Source organism: Actinomadura scrupuli, assembly GCF_050971785.1.
Lineage (GTDB): Bacteria > Actinomycetota > Actinomycetes > Streptosporangiales > Streptosporangiaceae > Actinomadura_E > Actinomadura_E scrupuli.
Genome location: NZ_JBPCCU010000008.1, coordinates 226,738 through 246,792 on the forward strand (window position 1 = coordinate 226,738; position 20,055 = coordinate 246,792).

Sequence of the window (20,055 nt, forward strand, 5' to 3'; positions counted from 1 at the left end):
CGGGTCCCGGACCCGGCCGGACAGAGCACGACACGATCACGACAGAAGGAGCACTCCCTCATGCTGAAGGTCATCTCACTGCTCAAGCGCGCCGACGGCCTGTCCAAGCAGGAGTTCACCACCTGGGTGCTGGAGGACCACCTGGCGTTCGCCAAGGAACTGCCCGGCCTGCGCCGGTACACGGTGAGCGTCACCGCCGGCGAGGACGCGGCCTACGACGCGGTCAACGAGCTCTACTTCGACGACGAGGACGCCCGCGCCGCCGCGTTCGGCTCCGAGCCCGGCAAGGCGGCCGCGGCGGACGCGGGCGCCCACACCTCCCAGCGCGTCCATCTGCTGACCACCGAGCACGAGCAGTTGTGACGATGACCGGCCGCCTCGGGCGGGCGGTGGACGACCTCTTCGACGAGGAGCGGCTCGCCGTCGTGCTGCGGCAGCAGGGGTACTTCGCCGACGAGGGCCTGCTGACGGCCGTCCACCTGGCGTTGCGGCTGGGGCGGCCACTGCTGCTGGAGGGCGAGCCGGGCGTGGGAAAGACCGAGCTCGCGGCGGTGCTCTCACGGGTGCTGGACCGTGAGCTGATCCGCCTGCAGTGCTTCGAGGGCCTGGACTCCGGCCAGGCCATGTACGAGTGGGACTACCCCAGGCAGCTCCTGCGGGTCCGGGCGGCCGAGGCGCACGGCCAGGACGTCGGTGACCTGTACGCGGAGGAGTTCCTGCTGCAACGTCCCCTGCTGCGGGCGGTCAGGTCCGAGCGCGGCGTGGTGCTGCTGATAGACGAGATCGACCGGGCCGACAACGAGTTCGAGGCGTTCCTGCTGGAGTTCCTGGGCGACTTCCAGATCACCATTCCCGAGCTGGGGACCCTGCGGGCGCGGCGGCCACCGGTCGTCGTGCTGACCTCCAACCGGACCCGGGAACTGCACGACGCCTTGAAACGACGATGCCTCTACCACTGGATCCCCTTCCCCGACGCCGGACGTGAGCGGGCGATCCTGCGCGCGCACGTGCCGGGGCTGGAGGAGGAGGCCGCCGCCCGGCTGGTGCGCGCCGTCCAGGACGTCCGTGACCTGCCGCTGCTCAAGCGGCCCGGCATCGCCGAGTCGGTGGAATGGGCCCGTGGCGCGGCGGCCCTGGTCGACGGCGGCCGCAGCTGGCCGCAGGCCCTGCGGCGGGCCCTGGGCTTGCTGATCAAGGACGAGGAGGACACCCGCCTGCTGCGGGGGCGGGCGGAGGAGCTGTTCGGCGATGGCTGAGGAGCAGGCCGCCCATCACCTCTGGGGTTTCCTGCACGCCCTGCGGCGGTCGGGGATCGGGCCCGCGCCCCCCAAGCAGGCCGACTTCCTGCGGGCCCTCGCGGGGTCCGCGCCGCGCGACCTCACCGCGCTGTACTGGTATGCCCGCCTCACCCTGCTCAGCGACATCGCCGACCTCGACACCTTCGACCGGGTCTTCGACGCCTGGTTCCGGCAGGTCCGGCCCGAGGCGGTCGCGGCGCCACCGCCCGGCGAGGAGAGCGAGGTGCAGGCCCCGCGGGACGGGGGCGGCGCGGAGCCGCCGCCCCAGGACGCGATGCACGGTGACGGCATCGAGGCGAGCGCGCTGACCGCCCTCGGGCGGCGGGCCTTCGCCCCGTCGGACGCCCGGCAGCGCGACCTCATGCGTTCCCTGCTCGCCGCGTGGCCCGGCTGCCTCCCCACGGTCCGGTCGCGGCGGCGGCGGCCCGCCCGAGCCGGCCGCCGGCTGGACCTGCGGCTCACCTGGCGGCAGGCCCGCCGCGACGGCGGCGAGATCGTACGGCTCCGGTGGACGGCACGGCCGCCCCGGGCGCGGCGCCTGCTGCTCATGGTCGACGTCTCGGGGTCGCTGAAGCAGCACACCCCCGAGCTGATGCGGCTGGCGCACACCGCGGTGCACGGCGCGCCCGGCCGCACCGAGGTCTTCACCTTCGGCACCCGTCTCACCAGGGTCACCGCGGCGCTGTCCTGCCCCGAGGCCGACCGGGCGCTGCACGCCGTCTCCGAGGAGGTGGCCGACGCCGACGGGGGAACGGCGATCGGCGCCGCGCTGGAGCGGTTCCTGGACGATCCCCGCTTCCTCGCGCTCGCCCGCGGCGCCCTCGTGATCGTCATCTCGGACGGGCTGGAGCGCGGCGACCCCACCGCGATGATCCGGGCCACCGAACGCCTGTCCCGGCTCGGCCACCGGCTGATCTGGTGGTCCCCGCTGGCCTGCTCACCGACCTACCGTCCGATCACCCGCGGCATGGCCGGCCAGCTGCGCAGCCTCGACCATCTCGGCGGGGTCCGCGACCTGGAGACCGGTCTGGCCGAGGTCCGCCGTATCCCGGTCGTCCTGGCCGGCCCTCGCCGCGCGGCCGGACGCCGCCGGCCCGACCCCGTATCCGCACCCGCTGGAGCGCGCCCATGACGAACTCCCAGGACGCCGACGACGGCGCGACCGAGACGGTCGACGCCCACCACCACATCTGGCGGATGGCGGATGTGCCGTGGCTCGGCGGCGAGACGGTGCCGCGCATCTTCGGACCCTACGAGCCGATCCGCCGCGACTACCCGGTCGAGGAGTACGCAGCCGAGGCCACCGCCTGCGGCATCTCCGCGTCGGTCTACGTCCAGGCGAACTGGCCGCTGGACCGCTCCGTCGACGAGGTCCGCTGGCTGCGCGACGTCCACGCGGAGACCGGCTGGCCGATGGCGGTGATCGGCTCGGCGGACCTCTTCGACCCCGGGGCCGCCGCGGTGCTGCGCCGCCAGGCCGAGCTGACCCCGCTGGTGCGGGGGACCCGGCTGCAGTTGCACTGGCACGAGCGCCCGGAGTTCCGGTTCGCCTCGGCTCCGGACCGGATGCGCGACCCGGTGTTCCGCCGCAACCTCGCCGCGCTGGCCGACCTGGGCTGGCTGTTCGAGCTCCAGGTCTTCGCACCGCAGATGGCCGACGCCGCCGGGCTCGTCGCCGCCTTCCCCGACGTCACCTTCGTGCTGGTGCACGCCGGGATGCCGGTGAGCATGGAACCGGCCGAGGCCGCGGAATGGACCCGGGGCATGCGCCTGCTGGCCGAGCATCCCAACGTGGTGGTGAAGCTCACCGGGCAGGGCACCTTCGTCCACCGGGTCGACCGCGCGCTGATCGACGAGGTGACCGCGACCTGCCTGGAGCTGTTCGGCTCACGCCGCTGCATGTGGGGGAGCAACTTCCCCATCGAGAAGCTGTGGACCGACCTGCCCACCCTCCTGGGGACCTGGCGGCAGGCCCTGGACCGCTACCCGCCCGACGTGCGGCGCGACGTCTTCGCCGGGACGGCCCGCCGGGTCTACACGCTCTGACCCGGCGGGGAGGTTGTGATCGCGGGCCGCGGCCAGCACACTGGCCCTCGATCGAAGCGCGCACCACAGGCGAGTGATGGAGTACGACGAGCCATGCGCAACCCGCACGCCGGTGAGCCGTTCACGACCTCCGACGAGGAGATCGCCGAGGCGCTGCTCGACGTCAGCGTCCCGGCGCTGATGCTCTCCCTCGTGCACATGTCCGGCGACCCCGAGCTGATCCGCGGCCGGCTGCGGCCCGCGGGCCTGTTCCTCAACGAGGTCCAGGGCTACCTCTCCGAGGAGGACAAGGCCGAGATCCGCGCGCTGGCCCTCGACGTCATCCGCGACCACCGCGACCGCGGCTGCCCCGAGCCGGAGCCGCTCCCGCCCGAGCTGGTGCACGAGATGATGTCGTGGCTGGTCGTGGAGGAGGTCCCCGGCGAGTACGTGCCCATGCTCATGGAGGAGATGGGGCTGGACGGCACCGACGCCCGGCGGGTGGAGGAGCCGGGCGGCGACGAGGCCCGCGCGGCGTTCCCCGTCGTCGTGATCGGCTGCGGCCAGTCGGGGCTGCTCGCGGGCATCCGGCTCCGGCAGGCCGGCATTCCCTTCACCATCGTCGAGAAGAACGCGGGCGTGGGCGGCACCTGGTGGGAGAACACCTACCCCGGCGCCCGCGTCGACGTGGGCAACCACTTCTACTGCTACAGCTTCGAGCCCAGCGACCACTGGACGGAGTTCTTCGCACGGCAGCCCGAACTGCAGTCCTACTTCCACAACGTGATGACCAAGCACGGCATCGAACCGCACGTCCGCTGGGAGACCGAGGTGCTGGGCGCGGAGTGGGACGACGACCGGGCCGTCTGGTCGGTGCGGATCCGCTCCCGCGACGGCGCCGAGGAGACGCTCGTGGCCCGCGCCGTGATCTCCGCCGTCGGGCAGCTCAACCGGCCGAGCATCCCGCCGATCCCCGGCCGGGACGACTTCGCCGGTCCCGCGTTCCACTCCGCCCGCTGGGACCACGACGTCGACCTGTCCGGCAGGCGGGTGGCCCTGATTGGCGCCGGTGCCAGCGGCTTCCAGATCGCGCCCGCCATCGCGCCCCAGGTCGGTCACCTCACCGTCTTCCAGCGCACCGCCCAGTGGATGTTCCCCAACCCCGACTACCACGCCGCCGTCGGGCCGGGCGTGCGCTGGGCGCTGCGGCACCTGCCGTTCTACGGCCGCTGGTACCGCTTCCTGCTCTTCTGGCCCGGCTGCGACAAGGGGCTGGAGGCGGCCAGGATCGACCCGGACTACTCCGGCGACGGCCGGTCGATCAGCGCGGGCAACGAGTTCGCCCGGCAGATGTTCACCGACTGGATCACCGGCCAGGTCGGCGACGACCCCGAGCTGGCCGCCAAGGTCGTGCCCGACTACCCGGCCACCGGCAAACGCACGCTCCAGGACAACGGCGCCTGGCTCACGACGCTCACCCGCGACGACGTCGACCTGGTCCGTACGGGCATCGACCACATCGAGCCCGGCGCCGTCGTGACGGTGGACGGCGAACGCCACGAGTGCGATGTGATCGTTTACGCGACGGGGTTCCACGCCAACCGGGTCCTGTGGCCGATGGACATCACCGGCCGCGACGGCACCGACCTGCGCGCGATGTGGGGTGAGCGGCCCGCCGCCTATCTCGGCATCACCGTGCCCGGCTTCCCCAACCTGTTCTGCATGTACGGCCCCGGCACCAACCTGGCGCACGGCGGCAGCCTGATCTTCCACTCCGAGTGCCAGATGCGCTACATCAGCCGGTGCCTCGAACGGCTCATCGCCGGTGGCCACCGCGCCATGGAGCCCCTGCCGGAGCGGTACCGCGACTGGCACGACCGCTCCCAGGCCGAGCTCCGTACGCTCGTGTGGTCGCTGCCCTCGGTGAAGCACTCGTTCTTCAAGAACGCGCACGGCGAGATCCACGTGCTGAGCCCGTGGCGGCTCGTCGACTACTGGGCCTGGACCAGGGAACCCGACCCGGCCGACTTCACCTTCACCTGACCGGGCCTACGGGGGGTACGGGTTCACCCGTGGGCGCCGCTCCGCACCTGCGCCGCGAACGCGGCGAACGCGCTCCGGCGGAAGGTGAGCACCGGGCCGCCCGGGTCCTTGGAGTCGCGGACGGCCACGGCTCCGGGTGCGGCGGCCACCTCCACGCAGTTCTCTCCGTTGCCGCTCGACCTTGCGCTCTTACGCCAGTTCAGGGTGTCCATTCCGCCGCCGCCTTCTCCATCAGGTCCAGTGAGGCCGTCCTGTCGAGCGCCGCGCTCTGGGTGTTCATCCACAGCCGGGAGAACGCGGCCACGTCCCGGCAGTCCTCCAGCACCTGGCCCCGCCAGGTGCCGTCCTGGTAGACGACCTCCACGCCCTTGAATTTGGCGATCATGAATGCACCCGCCTGCGCCGGATGGTGCCCCGCCTCATCCGGGATGATCTGGATGATGACATTGGGGAGGTTCGCCATTTCGATAAGCTTGGAGATCTGCGCATTCATGATCGTGGCACCCCCGACCCGGTTGCGCAAGACTCGCTCGTCGAGGACGAATACCACCGTCGGGGCGTCCTCTCCCTGGAGTATCTCCTGTCTCTTCAGCCGGTCGGCGAGGTTGCCGCCGATGTCCGCGAGCGGCTGGGCCTGCCGCAGAACGGTTTCGGCGTATTCGGGCGTCTGCAGCAGCCCCGGGACGATCGCGTGCTCATAGGAGAGCAGGAGGTCCGCCATCTTCTCGATGGCCAGCCATTTGCCCGTCCACTCCGGGGAGACCTCGCGCTCCACGAGGTCCTCTAATATCCGCACCAGGATCTCGGGGTCGAATCTCAGCACTTTGATCAGCCTGAGCACATAGTCGACCTTGGGGATCTGCCTGCCCGACTCCCATGCGGCCACGAGGGACTCGGAGACGAAGAGCTCCCTCGCCAGCTCGGGGCGGCCCATCTTCCGCCCATTGACGCTCCGGGCCTCCCGCGCCCGGCGGATCTCCCTGCCGAGGAACTCGCGGGCCGTCATGTGATTACCGGTCGCCATCCTGTAATCCCCTGTAATTCTTGCGATCCGATCCGTACATCCGGCACTGGTGGTGCGCGGTCTGTCCAGCGTACGCCGGGATTGGTCAGGCTGGAGGCCGGATAGAGGATGGGGAGAGGGCGACGGAATGGCACACGACATGCCTACGGGGAAAGCGCCGGGAGCGACCACCCCGGACCCGGACAAAGTGGAAATGGCACGACGGCTCAGCGACCAATACCGGGGCCGCTGGATGGTCATGTGGTCGTGGTGTTCGGAAAGGTTTCTCGCCTGGCCCACCTGGTTCGGGGGTGGCGGAGAGTTCCTGCAGAGCGCCGATCCGCACCAATTGGAACGGCTGATGGTCGAACAGGAGCGGATGCTGGGAATTCGTCCCCGCTAGCGCGCCGGTGCTCCCGGAAAGGCTGGAGCGTGTCGGCCCGCCGGGCCGTCCCGGATGCCGGCGACAGCTTCAGGTGGCGGCCCGGACCCGCCCGCCTGAAACCACACGCCCCCGTAGACGGGCTGAGGGGCCCGGCTCGGCCGGGCCCCTCAGTCGTGCCTATCGAGTCGTACGGAACCGGATCAGTGCGCGAGCGCCGGGATCACCGCGGCGTCCTGCTCGCCCTCCTCGCCGGACACCGCGATCGGGCTGCCGCCCTGGTGACCGGTGTTGATGAGGGTGATCGCGATGACCGCGGACACCACCAGGATGCCGACCGCGAACCAGATAGCGGTGGCGTAGCCGTGCACCGCGGCCTGGTTGGCGAAGGCGACCTTGCCGAGGGTGGACGCCTCGGCGCCGTGCGAGGTGATCCAGCCGGTGGCGGCGCTGGCCGCGATGGTGTTGAGCAGGGCGGTACCGATGGCGCCGCCGACCTGCTGCGAGGTGTTGACCATGGCGGAGGCCACCCCCGCGTCGCGCGGCTCCACTCCGTAGGTGGCCAGGCTCATGGCCGGCATGAAGGCGGTGCCCATGCCCAGGCCGAGCAGGAGCTGGGCGGGCAGGACCAGGGCGAAGTACGAACTGCCGGGCTGCATCTGGGTCAGGATCAGCATGCCGAGGGCGGCGAGCAGGAAGCCCGGTGCCATCAGCAGGCGGGGCGACACGCGGGTCATGAGACGGGCGCCGATCTGGGTCGAGCCGGTGATCATGCCCACGATCATCGGCAGGAAGGCGAAGCCCGTCCGCACCGGGGAGAAGCCCTTGATGATCTGCAGGTAGTAGGTCAGGAAGAGGAACAGGCCGAACATGGCGATGACGGCCAGGCCCAGTGAGAGGTACACGCCACCGCGGTTGCGGTCCGCGACCACGCGCAGTGGCAGCAGCGGGCCCCGGACCTTGCTCTCGACCACGGCGAACGAGACGAGCAGAACCACGGCCGCGACGAACAGGCCGATGGTCACGCTCGAGCTCCAGCCGTCGGTCTCGGCGCGGGTGAAGCCATAGACCAGGGAGACCAGGCCGAGGGTGGCCAGGACCACGCCGGGGATGTCGAGGTTGTTGCTGTTGCGTGCGCCGGCGGGCTCGCGGATGACGAAGAAGGCGCCGGCGGCGGCGACGACGGCGAAGGGGATGTTGACGAAGAACGTCCAGCGCCAGTCGAGGTACTCGGTCAGGAAACCACCGAGGATCAGGCCGACGGCACCGCCGCCACCGGCGATGGCGCCGTAGATGCCGAACGCCTTGGCACGTTCCCGTGCGTCGGTGAACATCACCGCGAGCAGCGACAGCGCGGCGGGCGCGAGTAGCGCGCCGAACGCGCCCTGGAGCCCGCGGGCGCCGAGCAGCATCGCCTCGTTCGCCGCGGCGCCGCCGAGTGCCGATGCTCCGGCGAAGCCGATCAGGCCGATGGTGAAGGCGCGCTTGCGGCCCCACAGGTCCGCGATCCGGCCGCCGAACAGCAGCAGACCACCGAACGCCAGGGCGTACGCGGTGATCACCCACTGGCGGTTGCCGTCGGAGATTCCGAGGTCGGCCTGGGCGGAGGGCAGTGCGATGTTCACGATGGTCGCGTCGAGCACGACCATCAACTGGGCTATGGCGATGAACGCGAGGGCTTTCCAGCGGCGGGGGTCCAGCTGGACCTGGGCCATTTCAGGCATGAATGAACTCTCTAACGGGTGCGAAGGGAGGCGAATCCAGCACGAAAGGTGCCGTTTGGTAATTGGGGGAATCAGATGGCCGCTGTGGTAATGGTCAGGCGCGCCGCCGAAGGTCTTCGAACGTCGCCGCGGTCCCGGGCAGGGTGGAGCGTGCCGGAGCGCGCAGCCCGTCGAGGAAGAGCTGCAGATGGCGGTCCATGAACCGGTCGAGGTTCAGGCACGCCATTCCCGGCAGCGGCCGGGTGAGCTGCGGCAGGGCGATGAGGACGTCACCGGCGGTCACGTCCGGGCGGAGCAGGCCCGAGCCGCGCGCCCGGTCCATGATCTCCTCCAGGGCTCGTTCGAGCCGAACGCGTTTCTCGGCGAGCTCGGCGGCGATCGGCTCGTGACCGCCGGACAGCATCGGGCACAGGGCCGCGATCCGCTCGCCGGCCGCACCGTGCACGAAGCGCTGCAGCGCCTCGAACGGGTCCGGCGCCTCGGCGAGCGCCGACTCGGCAAGCTGCACGACCCGGTTCATGACCTCCAGGGTGACCTGGCGGATCAGCTCCGAGCGGTCGGCGAAGTGCCGGTAGACGGTGGCGTTGCCCACCCCGGCCCGCCGCGCGATCTGGTCGAGGGTCACCTCGGCGCCGTACTCGACGAACGCCTCGCGTGCGGCGGCCACGATGCGCTCCCGGTTGCGAGACGCGTCCGCCCGCAGCCCGGCGGCCCCACTCCGCTCGGCGGTCGTGCCCACGGTGCCCACGGCGGTGCCCCCTTCTGTCGGCTGTCGTACGAACCGGGGAGGGATTCCCCGGTTCCGAGACATAGGGGTAAACGGGGAGTTCGTCCCCGGATATTTCGCGACCCCCGTATGAGCTGCATCACATGCGCATCAGCCGGGCATGGTCGCCGCTGTAGGTGCATGAAGCCCGTGACACGGGTAGGCCCCGCTTCATGATCGTCCTCCTGGGCGGTCGGCGAAAGGTGGCGGAGATGGCGGGGAGGCGGAGGGCTACGGTCGGCCCGGGCGGCAACGACCGGGAGATCCGCGGCGAGTGGCGGCCGCCGGACCAACGCTCCGCGCGGCCCAACCGGCAACCGCAGGCTCCAGGCGGAGGTCATCGCGCCATCAGGAAATTGTCACCGCCACGGTCATTGAGCCGACCGCTGGAACCGCTTGGCGGCCATTCTTTCGTACCCTGATTGCGCTCCTTATCCGGCTTTTCCGTCTCTAGCGATTAATGATCATGCTAACACCGGAAAATTCGGGGTCTGGACGTTGCCGAGGCGGAGTTGTAGAACTTTCTCTCGTGCCCCTGCCGCACACGGAGGTCGAAGGCCACCGGATGCGGTGCGAGGCAAATTCCGACAATTTATCGGAATTCAGTCCGCAGGAGAGAAAGGGAATCACGATGAAGCGTTACGAGACCCCCGCCCTGGTGGCGGCCGGCTCCTTCCGCAAGGCCACCGGCCTGCTCCAGCGGAGCGGCAACGACCGCCTGATCTTCAGCAAGAACTGACGATCAGAGGCCGTTGACCCCACTCATGCCTGAACACAACGGCATGCCGAGCCACGGCGAGGCGTGTTTCGTGGTCCTTCCGGACCATGAGGCCGCCCTCGCCGTGGCTCCGGCCCTCCAGACGCCCACCACCCGGACCCTCGCCCACCCCTCCGGACGGCCCTGGCTGATCGGCCACTGGTCCGACGACGAGATCACCGTCGCCGCGGCGGGGGAGACCCGGCTCGCGATCATCGGCACCTGCCCGATCGGCGCCGAGCGGCTCGGCCAGGAGGCGGCGCGGCTGCGTGACCTCGCTCATCTCGATCAACTCACCCGTACGCTGCCCGGGAGCTTCCATCTGATCGCGGCGCTGGGCGACCGGCTGCGCGTGCAGGGCAGCGCCTCCGGGCTGAGACTGGTGTTCCACACCCGGGCACACGGCCTCACCGTGGCCGCCGATCGTGCCGACGTCCTGGCCGCGCTCCTCGGCGGAGCCCTGGACGAGCGGCAGATCGCGGTGCGCCTGCTCTGGCCGGTGCCGCATCCGCTACAGCACACTCCGCTGTGGCGGGACGTGGCGGCCGTCGAGCCGGGCTGCCACCTCATCGTGGAGCCCGACGGCAGGAGCGTCCGGCTGGGCCGCTGGTGGGCACCGCCGGAACCGGTCCGGCCGCTGGCCGAGGGTGCGGCCGAGGTCGCCTCCGTGCTCACCGAAGCCGTGGCGGCGCGCACCAGTGGCGGCGGCACGGTGAGCTTCGACCTGTCCGGCGGCCTCGACTCGACCTCGCTGTGCTTCCTCGCCGCCGGCCGGCCCGGCGCCAAGATGATCGCCAGTACCTGGCCCGGCCGCGATCCGGCCGACGAGGATCTGGTCTGGGCCCGTCGTGCGGCCGCGCATCTGCCCGGGGTCGAACACGCCGTCTGGCCCGCCGAGGACTCGCCCCTGGTCTACGAGGATCTGCTGGAGATCGACGATCCGCTGGACGAGCCGAGTATCGGCATGATGGACCGTGCCCGGATGCTCAGCCACGTGCCGCGATTGATCGCCATGGGCAGCCGCCTGCACGTGACGGGCATCGGCGGCGACCATGTCGCCTGGTGCTCGGAGGCCTACTACCACGGGTTGCTGCGCAGGCGTCCGCTCCTCGCGTTGGGCCGGTTGCGCGGCTTCCGCGCCCTGTTCCACTGGCCGGCCGGTCCGATGGCACGCGCGCTGGCCGACGGACGTTCCTACCGCCGCTGGCTGGCGGACGCCGTTGACGATCTCCGTGCCCCCGGGCCGGCCCACGTCGCCGAGACACTGGGCTGGGGCGGCCGGCCCCGGATGTTCGACTGGGTCACCCCCGAGGCGGTACGGGCGGCGGGTGAGGTGGTCAGGGAGGCGGCCGCCACGGCCGAACCGCTGGCACCCGACCGGGGGCTGCACGCCGACCTGCACGCGATCCGCGACTGCACCAGGATCATCCGGCAGTGGGAGCAGATGAGCCGCCGGGCAGGTCTTCCGATGACCTCACCGTTCCTCGACGACCGGGTGATCGAGGCGTGCCTGTCCGTGCGCCCGGAGGACCGGGTCACGCCGTGGCGCTACAAGCCGCTCCTCGTCGCGGCGATGCGCGGGGTCGTACCGGACGAGTGCCTCCAGCGGACGAACAAGGCGGAGGCCTCGATGGACGCCGCGGACGGCCTGCGCCGGCACGGCGGCGATCTGCTCGCACTGTGGGAGGACTCCCGCCTGGCCCGGCTGGGGCTGGTGGACGCGGCCCGGCTGCGGGAACTGGCCGCCCGCCCGGACACTCCCGAACTCCGCGACGGCATCTTGTACTCGACCATCGGGTGCGAGGTCTGGCTGCGCACCCTCGCCGCGCGCGGCAGCGGGTCGCCGGCCGGCTTGCCATGAGATTCGACATGAGATCCGACATGAGACCCCGATGAGAGAGGAGAACTCCGGATGAGCCTGCGGCTTCGCGCCGACGTGTCCACGACGGACACCGAGTACGGTGCGGTTCTACTGGACGAACGCAGCGGGGACTACTGGCAGCTCAATCCGACCGGTGCCCTGATCCTCGTCCGGTTGCTGGCGGGGGACGACCCGGCGCAGGCCGCGGCGGCGCTGGCCGCGGAGTACGACGTCGATGAGGCGCGGGCGCTGCTGGACGTGACCGCGCTGCTGGAGGGGCTCCGCTCGGCCCGGCTGGTGACGTCGTGACCACACCGAGCGCGCTGCACCGGCCCACCGACATCTCGCGGAGCCACCGCCTGGCGGCCCGGGTCGCCGTGGCAGCGGCGTTCCTGCTCGCGCGGCTGCCACCGCGCCGCATCCGGGCGGTCTGCGCCCTGCTGAGCAGGGGCGCGGCTCCCGCCACCTACGCGGAGGCGAAGGCCGCCCGCGATGCCGTGCTCGCGGTCAGCCTCACCTGTCTCGGCACGCACGGGTGCCTGCCGAGGTCGCTGGCCACGACGCTGCTGTGCCGGATGGCCGGGGTGTGGCCCACCTGGTGCGTCGGCGCCCGGATGATGCCTCCGTTCGGCGCACACGCCTGGGTGGAGGCGGACGGCAGGCTCGTCGACGAGCAGGGGCCCGAGGGCTACTTCAGCCCGCTGATGTCCGTACCGCCACGCCGTGGGCGGTGACGGGAGCGCCCCGGCGGCGGGCAACCGGGCCGGGCTGCGCGACATCCTGAGCCTGACGGCCGGGCACCGCGGTGCCGTCACCGCCGCCATGGCCCTGACGCTGACGGCGTCGGCGCTGGGCCTGGCGCAGCCGCTGCTCGTCAAGCAAGTGATCGAGTCGGCGGGTGCCGGGCCGGTGGCGTGGCCGGCGGTCACCGTGCTGATCACGTTGTTCGTCGCCCAGGCGCTGGTCGGGGGATGCGTCCGGTACGTTCTCGCCCGTACCGGCGAGGGGATCGTGCTCGGTGTCCGCGTTCAGGTGGTCGACCGGCTGCTGCGGCTTCGCATGCCCGTGTACGACCGGCACCGGATCGGTGACTTGATCAGCCGGGCGGGCGTCGACACCGTCGCGCTGCGCCAGGTGGTCGCCACCGGGTTCACCGACGCCGCGACGGGCTGTGTCGGCCTGGCCGGGGCGGTGGCCTTGATGATCTGGCTGGACTGGGTGCTGTTCGTCCTGGTCGCCTCGCTGGTCGCCGTGGCCGGCTCGCTGCTCGGGCTCGCCCTGCGCGGCATCCGGGCGGCATCGCTGGACGGCCAGGCCGCGACCGGCGAGATGGCCGCCGACCTGGAACGGGCGCTCGGTGCGATCCGGACCGTCCGTGCCTCCCGGGCCGAGGCTCGGGAGTCCGGGCGTATCGCGGGGCGGGCGCGATCGGCGTACGCCGCGAACGTGCGGATGGCCGGCTTCGACGCGGTCGCCTCGCCGGCCGGCGACCTGGCGGTCACCGGCTCGTTCCTGCTGGTGCTGCTGGTCGGCGGGATGCGGGTCGCGGCCGGCACCGGGTCGGTCGCCGACCTGGTCGCCTTCCTGCTCTACATGGTCTACCTGACCGGACCGCTCGGCTCGATCTTCGAGGCCGTCAGCATCATGCAGCAGGGGACCGGCGCGGTGCACCGGATCAACGAGGTGCTCGCGTGGCCCCCGGAGGACGACGACGGGGTGCCCGGACCGGCGAGACCCGGCGGCGCGGCGGCGCTGGAATTCCACGACGTGTGGTTCGGCTACGAACCGGGACGGCCGGTGCTGTGCGGGGTGTCGTTCCAGGTGCCCCGGCGCGGCCATCTCGCGCTGATCGGCCCCTCCGGAGCCGGAAAGTCGACCGTCTTCGCGCTGGTCGAGCGGTTCTACGATCCCGATCACGGCCGGATCCTGGCCGGGGGCACCGACCTGCGCGGCCTGGACCGGGCCGCCCACCGATCCGGGATCGGCCTGGTGGACCAGGACTGCCCGATCCTGCACGGCACCCTCCGCGACAACCTCGCCTACGCCGTGCCGGACGCGACCGGGGCCGAGCTCGACCGGGTGGTCGAGCTGGCCAATCTGACCGGGCTGGTGGCCCGGTTGCCGCAGGGGCTCGACACCCCGGTGGGCGAGCGCGGCACGGCGCTGTCCGGGGGCGAGCGCCAGCGGGTCGCGATCGCCCGCGCCCTCCTCGCCCGGCCTGCCCTGCTGCTCCTCGACGAGCCCACCTCGCACCTGGACGCCGAGAACGAGGCCGCGCTGCGCGGCACGATCGACCAGGTGGCCGCGGAGTGCGCGCTCATGGTCATCGCACACCGCTTCACCACCATCCGGACCGCGGCCCAGATCATCGTGCTCGACCAGGGCACCGTCACGGCCGCCGGCACCCACGACGACCTGATGACCGCCAGCGGCTATTACCGCGGCCTCGCCGCCGAATGGCTCGGCCCCCGCGACCCGGTGCGCTGACCGTCCGCCGCCTTCGCAGCGGCCGTGGCCGCGGCGGCGTGGCGGTCGTCGAGGCCACCGTGCGGGGGCGTTGGCCGTCGCGCGGCACGCGCGCGCGGCGGCGGCGGCGATACGGGATGTGGGCCACTCGTTTGCAGGCGGGCGCGTGGTCGAACATGATTGACCTCCGCGAAGAGATGCGCCGGCGCCCGTCTCCTGCGGACAGGTCTCGAGGAGGGAGCGGCCCAGTGAGACACGTGCCGCTGGAGATCACGGCCCGTACCTGCGATGGCCGGCTGGTCGTCACGGTGACCGGCGATCTGGACATGGCCACCGCCGACAAGCTGCGCGGCTACGTCGCCGGCCACACCGCCGGCCTGCCGGCCTCCCGGGTGCTGCTGGACCTGGGCGGGCTGGCGTTCTGTGACTCCGCGGGGCTGAGCGCGCTGGTCGGGGTGTGGAAGGACCAGCGCGAGAGCGGCGGCACGGTCGTCCTGGTCGCGCCGCGCCCCTCACTGGTCAAGATCCTGCGCGCCACGGGCCTGGACACCCGGCTGCGCTGCCACCCGACCCTGGCCGATGCCCTGCAGGATCCCCAGGACCGGGAGCGCCCCGGTGCCCCGGAGCCGGGGTGACCGCTCGCCGGCCCTCCACGAGGCCCTCCCCGCGGAGGGCCGAGCGGGGCGCCCGCCGGGGTCAGGCTTTGCGGCCGATTCCGCAGAGGGCGTCGACCTGCTGGGAGGCGCCGCTGATGTTGGTGGGGTCCGGCCGCCACATCGTGGGGGCCACGACTCCGGGCTCGACGAGTTCCAGGCCGTCGAAGAAACCGGCGATCTGCTGCGGGCTGCGCAGGTGGTACGAGCTCGCCGAGGTGGCGTTGTAGGTCGCGATGGCCTGGTTCAGCGTCGGGCTGGTGTCGGTGCCGTCGCTGAGCGCCAGGTAGCTGCCGGGCGGCAGGGCATCCAGCAGCCGGCGCACGATGGCGTGCGGATCGTCGGTGTCGGGAAGCTGCCCGGCGATCCCCAGCATCATGAGCGCGACGGGCCGGCTGTAGTCGAGGGTGGCGGCCGCAGCCCGCAGGATCTCCTCGGGGTCGCGCACGTCGGCTTCGACGTAGTCGGTGACGCCGGGCGGGGCGCTGGTGAGCAGCGCCTGGGCGTGCACCAGGACCAGGGGGTCGTTGTCGACGTAGACGATGCGCGAGTCGGGCGCCACCTGCTGGGCGACCTCATGGGTGTTGTCGGCGGTGGGCAGGCCGGTGCCGATGTCCAGGAACTGGCGAATGCCTGCTTCGCCGGCCAGATACCGTACGGCGCGGGCGAGGAACTGGCGCTGCAACCGGGCGAGCATGGCGATGTCGGGGAACATCCGCAGGATCAGGTCGCCGACCTCGCGGTCCGGGGCGTAGTGGTCCTTGCCACCGAGCAGGTAGTTCCACACCCGGGCGGAATGCGCGACCGACGTGTCGATCCTGGGCTTGGGGCCGGGGGCGGGCGCACCATCGGTCACAGATTTTCTCCGGTCTGCACGGCTTTGGACGGACTCTGGTAAGAGTAGCCTCCCGCGGCCCTCAAGATCGGCAAATGCCGGCGAACGACCCCGCATTCACCTGGGCGGATCCGGCGGGCCGCCGGATGGCCCCCGCCGACGGCGGCGGTCGCGTACCCGCACCGGGGCCGCTCGGCGGCGCCGCCGGTGCCGGGTCGGTGCCGGGGCGGCGCCGGGAAAATCCGTTGACTCCGCCGGGACGTGATATGGATCCTGGTATTCACCAAGGGCGGGATCTGCTCCCGGCTCACCCGGCGGAGATCACAGGTTCGGATCCTGTCGTTCCGGCGGAAGGCATGGCTCTTTAGCTCACCTGGTAGAGCGCCCGGTCGAAGCCCGGGAGGACGAGGTTCGACACCTCGAGGAGCCACCGCTGCTTCAGCGCCCGCTGGACCAAGTACACGATCGGCGATGCGGGGACCCGAGGCCGCGGCCGGTGCGCCGCGGTGACCTCAGTGGCCGATGACGAGCCGTACGGCCCCCTCGAACTCGGGCTGGGTGCGGTGGAAGCCGTACCGCTCGTCCCAGGTCCCCGTGGCGAGATCGGCGGCCAGGGCCTGGACGGCGCGCTCCTCCACGCCCGGCGCGAGGAGGCTCCACGTGGACTGGGCCCGCCGGACGGCCGGGTCCAGCAGGTCTTCGGGCCGGGCGTAGAAGGCCTCGGCGAAGCCGTCGACGCAGTCGGCCGGGATGGGCACGGGGCGGACCTCGGTGCGCGGGCCGAGCGCCGCGGTGATGGTGCCGATGGAGGGGCAGCGTGCCGCGTCGACCTGCCCGAGCTCCGGGGCGTAGTCCAGGAGCCAGAACCGGCCCAGCGCGGCGGGGTCGAAGGTCAGCACCACCACCGGGCCCCGGGCGACCCGCCGCATCTCCCGCAGCCCGGCCACCGGGTCCGGCCACTGGTGAACGGTGACCATCGCCATGGCCGCGTCCACGGCGTCGTCGTCGAAGGGCAGCGCCTCGGCGATCCCGTGGATGGCGGGCGCCAGATGCGGCGGGCGCTGGCGGCGCATCTCCGGGGACGGCTCGATGGGCAGGACATGCCGGCCGGGCGGTTCGTACGAACCCGCGCCCGCGCCGACGTTCACCACCGTCCGGGCCTCGCCGAGGGCCGCGTGCACCAGTGCCGCGATCCGCGGATCGGTCCGCCGGTGCCGTGCGTAGCCCACTCCGATGCGTCCGTAGTCCGCAATACCGCTCGGTGTCGTCATCGTCCCCCCTCTGCGCTGGGGAGATCGTACTGTCCGCGTGCCGGTCAGGTGTCGATCGCCATGGGGTCCGGGCTGTGCTCGGTGGCGAGGCGGGCCAGCTCGACGCGGGAGCCGATGCCGAGTTTCCGGAAGACCTGGCGGAGGTGGAACTTGACCGTGTGGGAGGAGATGAACATCTGGGTGGCGATCTGCGGGTTGGTCAGGCCGCGGGCGACGAGCGCGGTCACCTTGCGTTCGGTGTCGGTGAGGCTGGCCCAGCCGGAGTCCGGCCGTTCCGCGCTGGTCCAGTGACGGCGTCGCACGCCCAGCTCGCGCAGCCTGGCGCGGATCCGGGCCGCGTCCCGCAGCGCGCCGGTGCGCTGGTATCCGTCCAGCGCCTGTTCGAGGCTGCGGACCGCGGCCTCGTGGCCGGAGCCGCCGTCACCGGCCGTGCGGGCGAGCAGGACGCCGAGGTCCTCGGCGGCGGAGGCCCTGCTCCACGCTCCCAGGTAGGAGGCCGCGGCGCGGGCCAGGGCCGTGGCGTCGTCGCGCAGGATGCCGTGCGCGTGCGCGGCCGAGGCGGCGAGCGTGGGGAAGTCCGGGTTGCCGCGGGCGAGGTGCTCGGCGGTGGCGGTGACGGTCTCGGCGCCGGAACGATCCCCGGCGGCGAGCGCGACCCGGGTCAGCCAGGCCGCGGCGTCGGCCTCCACCATGAGCAGCCAGCGCCGTTTCCTGGCATCGGTGTAGGGGGTGCCGAACGTCTCCCGGGCCCGCTGCGCGCCGCCCCCGGCCTCGGCGACCATCGCCATGGCCCAGTTGCCCCACACGTTTCCGTACATCACGCCCTGGCCGGCCTGATGCTGGGCCTCATAGTGCTCGACGTGCCTGGCCGCGGTGTCGAGGTCACCGCGGCGCACGGCGACGATGGCGAGCACGGAGATCCCCAGCAGGACATAGGCGCGCACACCGAGATCGTCGGCCATGGCCAGGCCGGCCTCCGCCTCCGCGGCGGCGTCCTCGAGCCGGTCCGCGGCGAGCCGCAGCCGGGCCCGGAAGAGCGAGGGATTGGCGGCGTGCGCGGTGTGCCCGAGCGTGGTGATCTCGTCGTCGGCGGCCCGCAGGACGGTCTCCGCCTCGTCCAGCCGCCGCAGGTTGGTGAGCAGCGCGGCCAGGTCCAGGCGTGGGTGGGAGTGCTGGACCCGGATCGGCCCGGCGTTCGCGATGCGGGCGGCTTCGCGGGTGTGACCGATCGCGTCGGCGGCCCGCCCCTCCGTCCAGGCGATGTGGGTGAGCAGCGTGTGGGCCCCGACCACGGCGGAATGGCTGCGGCCCGCCCCGCCGGTCAGGACCTCTTCGGCCCGCTCCCGCCCCCGCGCGTAGTCGAAGCCGACGAACAAGCCCCGGAACACCACGTGCTCGGCGAGGTCACGCAGCTCGTCGGGGAGGTCGTGCTCGGTGAGCACCTTCTCGGCCTCGGCCACCGCCTCGGCCGGGTGACCGGCCAGCATCAGGACGTACGACAGCTCGTAGCGCAGACGGGCGGCCTGGCCGGGCTCCGTGGTCTGGTCCAGCACGGTGCGGGCGAGCTCGGACGCCTCCGACAGCCGTCCTCCGGCCGTCAGGGCGTAGACGGCGGTCACCGTACGGTCGAACCGGCCCGGATCGGCGGGCAGGGTGAGCTCGAGCGCGCGGACGGCGAGGTCGGCCGCGGTCTGCGGGGACGATGCCAGCACCTCGCCCACCGCCCGGTCGAGACCGGCGAGAGCGTGCGAGTCGCCCTGCCGGACGTACCGCATCAGGTGTGCGGCGGCGGGAATGGCCGAACCGCCCCGATTCAGCAGCATCGCCCCGGCCTGCCGGTGCAGGGCCAGCCGTATCGGTTCGGAGATGGTCTCGGTCACGGCCCGCCACAGCAGATGGTGCCGGAACGTCAGCAGGTCCCCGGCCGGTATCACGACCGCCGCCGCTTCCGCCTCCTCCAGGGCCGGCAGCAGCTCGCCGGTGGAGCGGCCGAGCATCTCGGCCAGATCGTCGACGGAGAACGAGCGCCCGAGGACGGCCGCGACCTGCAGGAGATGGCGGGTGTGCGCGGACAGCCGGCTCAGCCGGCCGCGCACGATCGCCTGGATTCGCAGCGGCACCTGCCGTGAGATCAGCCGTGCCCGGCCGTCCGCCACGGCGACCCCGCCTTCGTCCTGGAGTCCCTCGAACAGCTCGACGAGCAGGTACGGATTGCCCCCGGCCTCGGCCGCCAGCGCGAGCAACGCGGGATCCGGCGCCGCACCGAGGACATCGGCGACGACTTCGGCCATGGCCCCAGAGTCCAGCGCGTCCAGGCCGATCCGGGTCGCCCCGTCGTGTTCCAGAACGTCGTACAGCCGGTCCATGCCGGGCTCGGAGACCCCGGTGAGCGTCCGGGACAGGATCCACACCAGCGGGTAGGAGGCCAGCTCGGGTATCAGCGACCGCAGCGCCAGCAGGGTCGTCGGGCCGGCCCAGTGCAGGTCGTCCAGCGTGATCAGCACCGGACCGCGTCCGACCCGTTCCTCGAGCCGGGCCTGTAACTGCTCGACCAGCCACAGCCGTACGTCGATCGCCTCGGAGTGCACGCCCGCCCCGGCCTCCCGCAGGGACTGAGGGGACTCCCCGAGCGCCGACATCAGCGGCTCCAGCGGCCTCAGCCGGCTCGGCTCGTCGGCCGTTCCCCGGGCCAGCACGAACCCTCGCTCCGCGGCGGCGTCGATCGCCTCGCGGAGCAGCCGGCTCTTGCCCATGCCCGACGGGCCCTCGACCAGCAGCACCCCGCCCCGGCCGCCCTCGGCCGCCCGCAGCAGGCCGGCGACGGCCTGCCACTCCCGGCTCCGGCCACGCCAACCGCGCCGCGACGATCCGCCGGGGTCGTCTCCGGCCGCGGTATCCGATGCGGACGGCGAGGCGTCCGCCGTGGGTTCATGAGACACCAGGCCTATAACTTACCTGGTCAACCCTGGTA

General features: G+C 72.1%; 18 protein-coding genes and 1 tRNA gene. 12 read left to right on the forward strand and 7 right to left on the reverse strand.

Annotation, left to right across the window (positions count from 1 at the left end):
- Positions 1–60 precede the first annotated feature (60 nt).
- The 5 genes from ACRYCC_RS31670 (at position 61) to ACRYCC_RS31690 (ending at position 5,366) form a co-directional block, all read left to right on the forward strand.
- The gene (locus ACRYCC_RS31670; protein ID WP_433817413.1) at positions 61–363 is read left to right on the forward strand and encodes an EthD family reductase; all 303 of its coding nucleotides are present in this window, start codon (positions 61–63) and stop codon (positions 361–363) included.
- Positions 364–365: 2 nt separating this feature from the next.
- The gene (locus ACRYCC_RS31675; RefSeq protein WP_433817414.1) at positions 366–1,256 is read left to right on the forward strand and encodes an AAA family ATPase; all 891 of its coding nucleotides are present in this window, start codon (positions 366–368) and stop codon (positions 1,254–1,256) included.
- A complete protein-coding gene (locus ACRYCC_RS31680; RefSeq protein ID WP_433817415.1) occupies positions 1,249–2,430 on the forward strand; it encodes a vWA domain-containing protein in 1,182 nt (393 codons plus the stop codon). The genes ACRYCC_RS31675 and ACRYCC_RS31680 overlap by 8 nt, the downstream gene beginning before the upstream one ends.
- Entirely contained in the window at positions 2,427–3,344 is a 918-nt protein-coding gene (locus tag ACRYCC_RS31685; RefSeq protein ID WP_433817416.1) for an amidohydrolase family protein, read from the forward strand. Before ACRYCC_RS31680 ends, ACRYCC_RS31685 begins: the two co-directional genes overlap by 4 nt.
- Positions 3,345–3,437: 93 nt before the next feature.
- Positions 3,438–5,366, forward strand: coding sequence for a flavin-containing monooxygenase (locus tag ACRYCC_RS31690; RefSeq protein ID WP_433817417.1), 1,929 nt, complete (start codon positions 3,438–3,440; stop codon positions 5,364–5,366).
- Between the two features lie 23 nt (positions 5,367–5,389).
- On the opposite strand, the gene ACRYCC_RS31695 is transcribed toward ACRYCC_RS31690, so the two are convergent.
- From ACRYCC_RS31695 to ACRYCC_RS31710, 4 genes are all read right to left on the reverse strand, one after another.
- Positions 5,390–5,578: a DUF397 domain-containing protein gene (locus ACRYCC_RS31695; RefSeq protein ID WP_433817418.1), complete on the reverse strand. Its 189-nt coding sequence runs from the start codon at positions 5,576–5,578 to the stop codon at positions 5,390–5,392.
- On the reverse strand, positions 5,566–6,390 hold the full coding sequence (locus ACRYCC_RS31700) for a helix-turn-helix domain-containing protein (RefSeq protein WP_433817419.1): 825 nt from the start codon (positions 6,388–6,390) through the stop codon (positions 5,566–5,568). Before ACRYCC_RS31700 ends, ACRYCC_RS31695 begins: the two co-directional genes overlap by 13 nt.
- Positions 6,391–6,954: 564 nt before the next feature.
- Positions 6,955–8,475 (reverse strand): MFS transporter, encoded by a 1,521-nt coding sequence (locus ACRYCC_RS31705; protein WP_433817420.1) that lies wholly within the window; start codon positions 8,473–8,475, stop codon positions 6,955–6,957.
- 94 nt (positions 8,476–8,569) lie between these two features.
- Positions 8,570–9,223, reverse strand: a complete 654-nt coding sequence (locus tag ACRYCC_RS31710; protein WP_433817421.1) for a TetR/AcrR family transcriptional regulator — start codon at positions 9,221–9,223, stop codon at positions 8,570–8,572.
- A gap of 649 nt (positions 9,224–9,872) precedes the next feature.
- Between ACRYCC_RS31710 and ACRYCC_RS31715 the strand changes: the two genes are divergently transcribed.
- The 6 genes from ACRYCC_RS31715 (at position 9,873) to ACRYCC_RS31740 (ending at position 14,960) form a co-directional block, all read left to right on the forward strand.
- Positions 9,873–9,980 (forward strand): keywimysin-related RiPP, encoded by a 108-nt coding sequence (locus ACRYCC_RS31715; RefSeq protein ID WP_433817422.1) that lies wholly within the window; start codon positions 9,873–9,875, stop codon positions 9,978–9,980.
- A 25-nt stretch (positions 9,981–10,005) separates the two neighbouring features.
- Positions 10,006–11,859 carry an asparagine synthase-related protein gene (locus tag ACRYCC_RS31720; RefSeq protein ID WP_433817423.1) on the forward strand — a complete coding sequence of 618 codons (1,854 nt, stop codon included), beginning with the start codon at positions 10,006–10,008 and terminating at the stop codon, positions 11,857–11,859.
- 51 nt (positions 11,860–11,910) lie between these two features.
- Positions 11,911–12,168: a lasso peptide biosynthesis PqqD family chaperone gene (locus tag ACRYCC_RS31725; RefSeq protein ID WP_433817424.1), complete on the forward strand. Its 258-nt coding sequence runs from the start codon at positions 11,911–11,913 to the stop codon at positions 12,166–12,168.
- Positions 12,165–12,593: a lasso peptide biosynthesis B2 protein gene (locus ACRYCC_RS31730; protein ID WP_433817425.1), complete on the forward strand. Its 429-nt coding sequence runs from the start codon at positions 12,165–12,167 to the stop codon at positions 12,591–12,593. The genes ACRYCC_RS31725 and ACRYCC_RS31730 overlap by 4 nt, the downstream gene beginning before the upstream one ends.
- A complete protein-coding gene (locus tag ACRYCC_RS31735; RefSeq protein WP_433817426.1) occupies positions 12,583–14,346 on the forward strand; it encodes an ABC transporter ATP-binding protein in 1,764 nt (587 codons plus the stop codon). Before ACRYCC_RS31730 ends, ACRYCC_RS31735 begins: the two co-directional genes overlap by 11 nt.
- Before the next feature lie 227 nt (positions 14,347–14,573).
- Complete coding sequence (locus tag ACRYCC_RS31740; protein WP_433817427.1) at positions 14,574–14,960, forward strand: STAS domain-containing protein; 387 nt, start codon at positions 14,574–14,576, stop codon at positions 14,958–14,960.
- Between the two features lie 61 nt (positions 14,961–15,021).
- Here the strand turns inward: ACRYCC_RS31740 and ACRYCC_RS31745 are convergent, their stop codons facing one another.
- On the reverse strand, positions 15,022–15,834 hold the full coding sequence (locus ACRYCC_RS31745) for an SAM-dependent methyltransferase (RefSeq protein WP_433817428.1): 813 nt from the start codon (positions 15,832–15,834) through the stop codon (positions 15,022–15,024).
- 337 nt (positions 15,835–16,171) lie between these two features.
- Between ACRYCC_RS31745 and ACRYCC_RS31750 the strand changes: the two genes are divergently transcribed.
- Positions 16,172–16,243, forward strand: a tRNA-Phe gene (locus tag ACRYCC_RS31750).
- An 82-nt stretch (positions 16,244–16,325) separates the two neighbouring features.
- Here the strand turns inward: ACRYCC_RS31750 and ACRYCC_RS31755 are convergent.
- On the reverse strand, positions 16,326–17,084 hold the full coding sequence (locus ACRYCC_RS31755) for a class I SAM-dependent methyltransferase (protein ID WP_433817429.1): 759 nt from the start codon (positions 17,082–17,084) through the stop codon (positions 16,326–16,328).
- A 44-nt stretch (positions 17,085–17,128) separates the two neighbouring features.
- On the reverse strand, positions 17,129–20,023 hold the full coding sequence (locus tag ACRYCC_RS31760) for a helix-turn-helix transcriptional regulator (protein WP_433817430.1): 2,895 nt from the start codon (positions 20,021–20,023) through the stop codon (positions 17,129–17,131).
- Positions 20,024–20,055 lie beyond the last annotated feature (32 nt).

What these genes read in the sequence shown, in the direction of transcription:
- ACRYCC_RS31670 (WP_433817413.1), top strand. Translation starts at nt 61, where the DNA reads ATGCTGAAGGTCATCTCACTGCTCAAGCGCGCCGACGGCCTGTCCAAG.
- ACRYCC_RS31675 (WP_433817414.1), top strand. Translation starts at nt 366, where the DNA reads ATGACCGGCCGCCTCGGGCGGGCGGTGGACGACCTCTTCGACGAGGAG.
- ACRYCC_RS31680 (WP_433817415.1), top strand. Translation starts at nt 1,249, where the DNA reads ATGGCTGAGGAGCAGGCCGCCCATCACCTCTGGGGTTTCCTGCACGCC.
- ACRYCC_RS31685 (WP_433817416.1), top strand. Translation starts at nt 2,427, where the DNA reads ATGACGAACTCCCAGGACGCCGACGACGGCGCGACCGAGACGGTCGAC.
- ACRYCC_RS31690 (WP_433817417.1), top strand. Translation starts at nt 3,438, where the DNA reads ATGCGCAACCCGCACGCCGGTGAGCCGTTCACGACCTCCGACGAGGAG.
- ACRYCC_RS31695 (WP_433817418.1), bottom strand. Translation starts at nt 5,578, where the DNA reads ATGGACACCCTGAACTGGCGTAAGAGCGCAAGGTCGAGCGGCAACGGA.
- ACRYCC_RS31700 (WP_433817419.1), bottom strand. Translation starts at nt 6,390, where the DNA reads ATGGCGACCGGTAATCACATGACGGCCCGCGAGTTCCTCGGCAGGGAG.
- ACRYCC_RS31705 (WP_433817420.1), bottom strand. Translation starts at nt 8,475, where the DNA reads ATGCCTGAAATGGCCCAGGTCCAGCTGGACCCCCGCCGCTGGAAAGCC.
- ACRYCC_RS31715 (WP_433817422.1), top strand. Translation starts at nt 9,873, where the DNA reads ATGAAGCGTTACGAGACCCCCGCCCTGGTGGCGGCCGGCTCCTTCCGC.
- ACRYCC_RS31720 (WP_433817423.1), top strand. Translation starts at nt 10,006, where the DNA reads ATGCCTGAACACAACGGCATGCCGAGCCACGGCGAGGCGTGTTTCGTG.
- ACRYCC_RS31725 (WP_433817424.1), top strand. Translation starts at nt 11,911, where the DNA reads ATGAGCCTGCGGCTTCGCGCCGACGTGTCCACGACGGACACCGAGTAC.
- ACRYCC_RS31755 (WP_433817429.1), bottom strand. Translation starts at nt 17,084, where the DNA reads ATGACGACACCGAGCGGTATTGCGGACTACGGACGCATCGGAGTGGGC.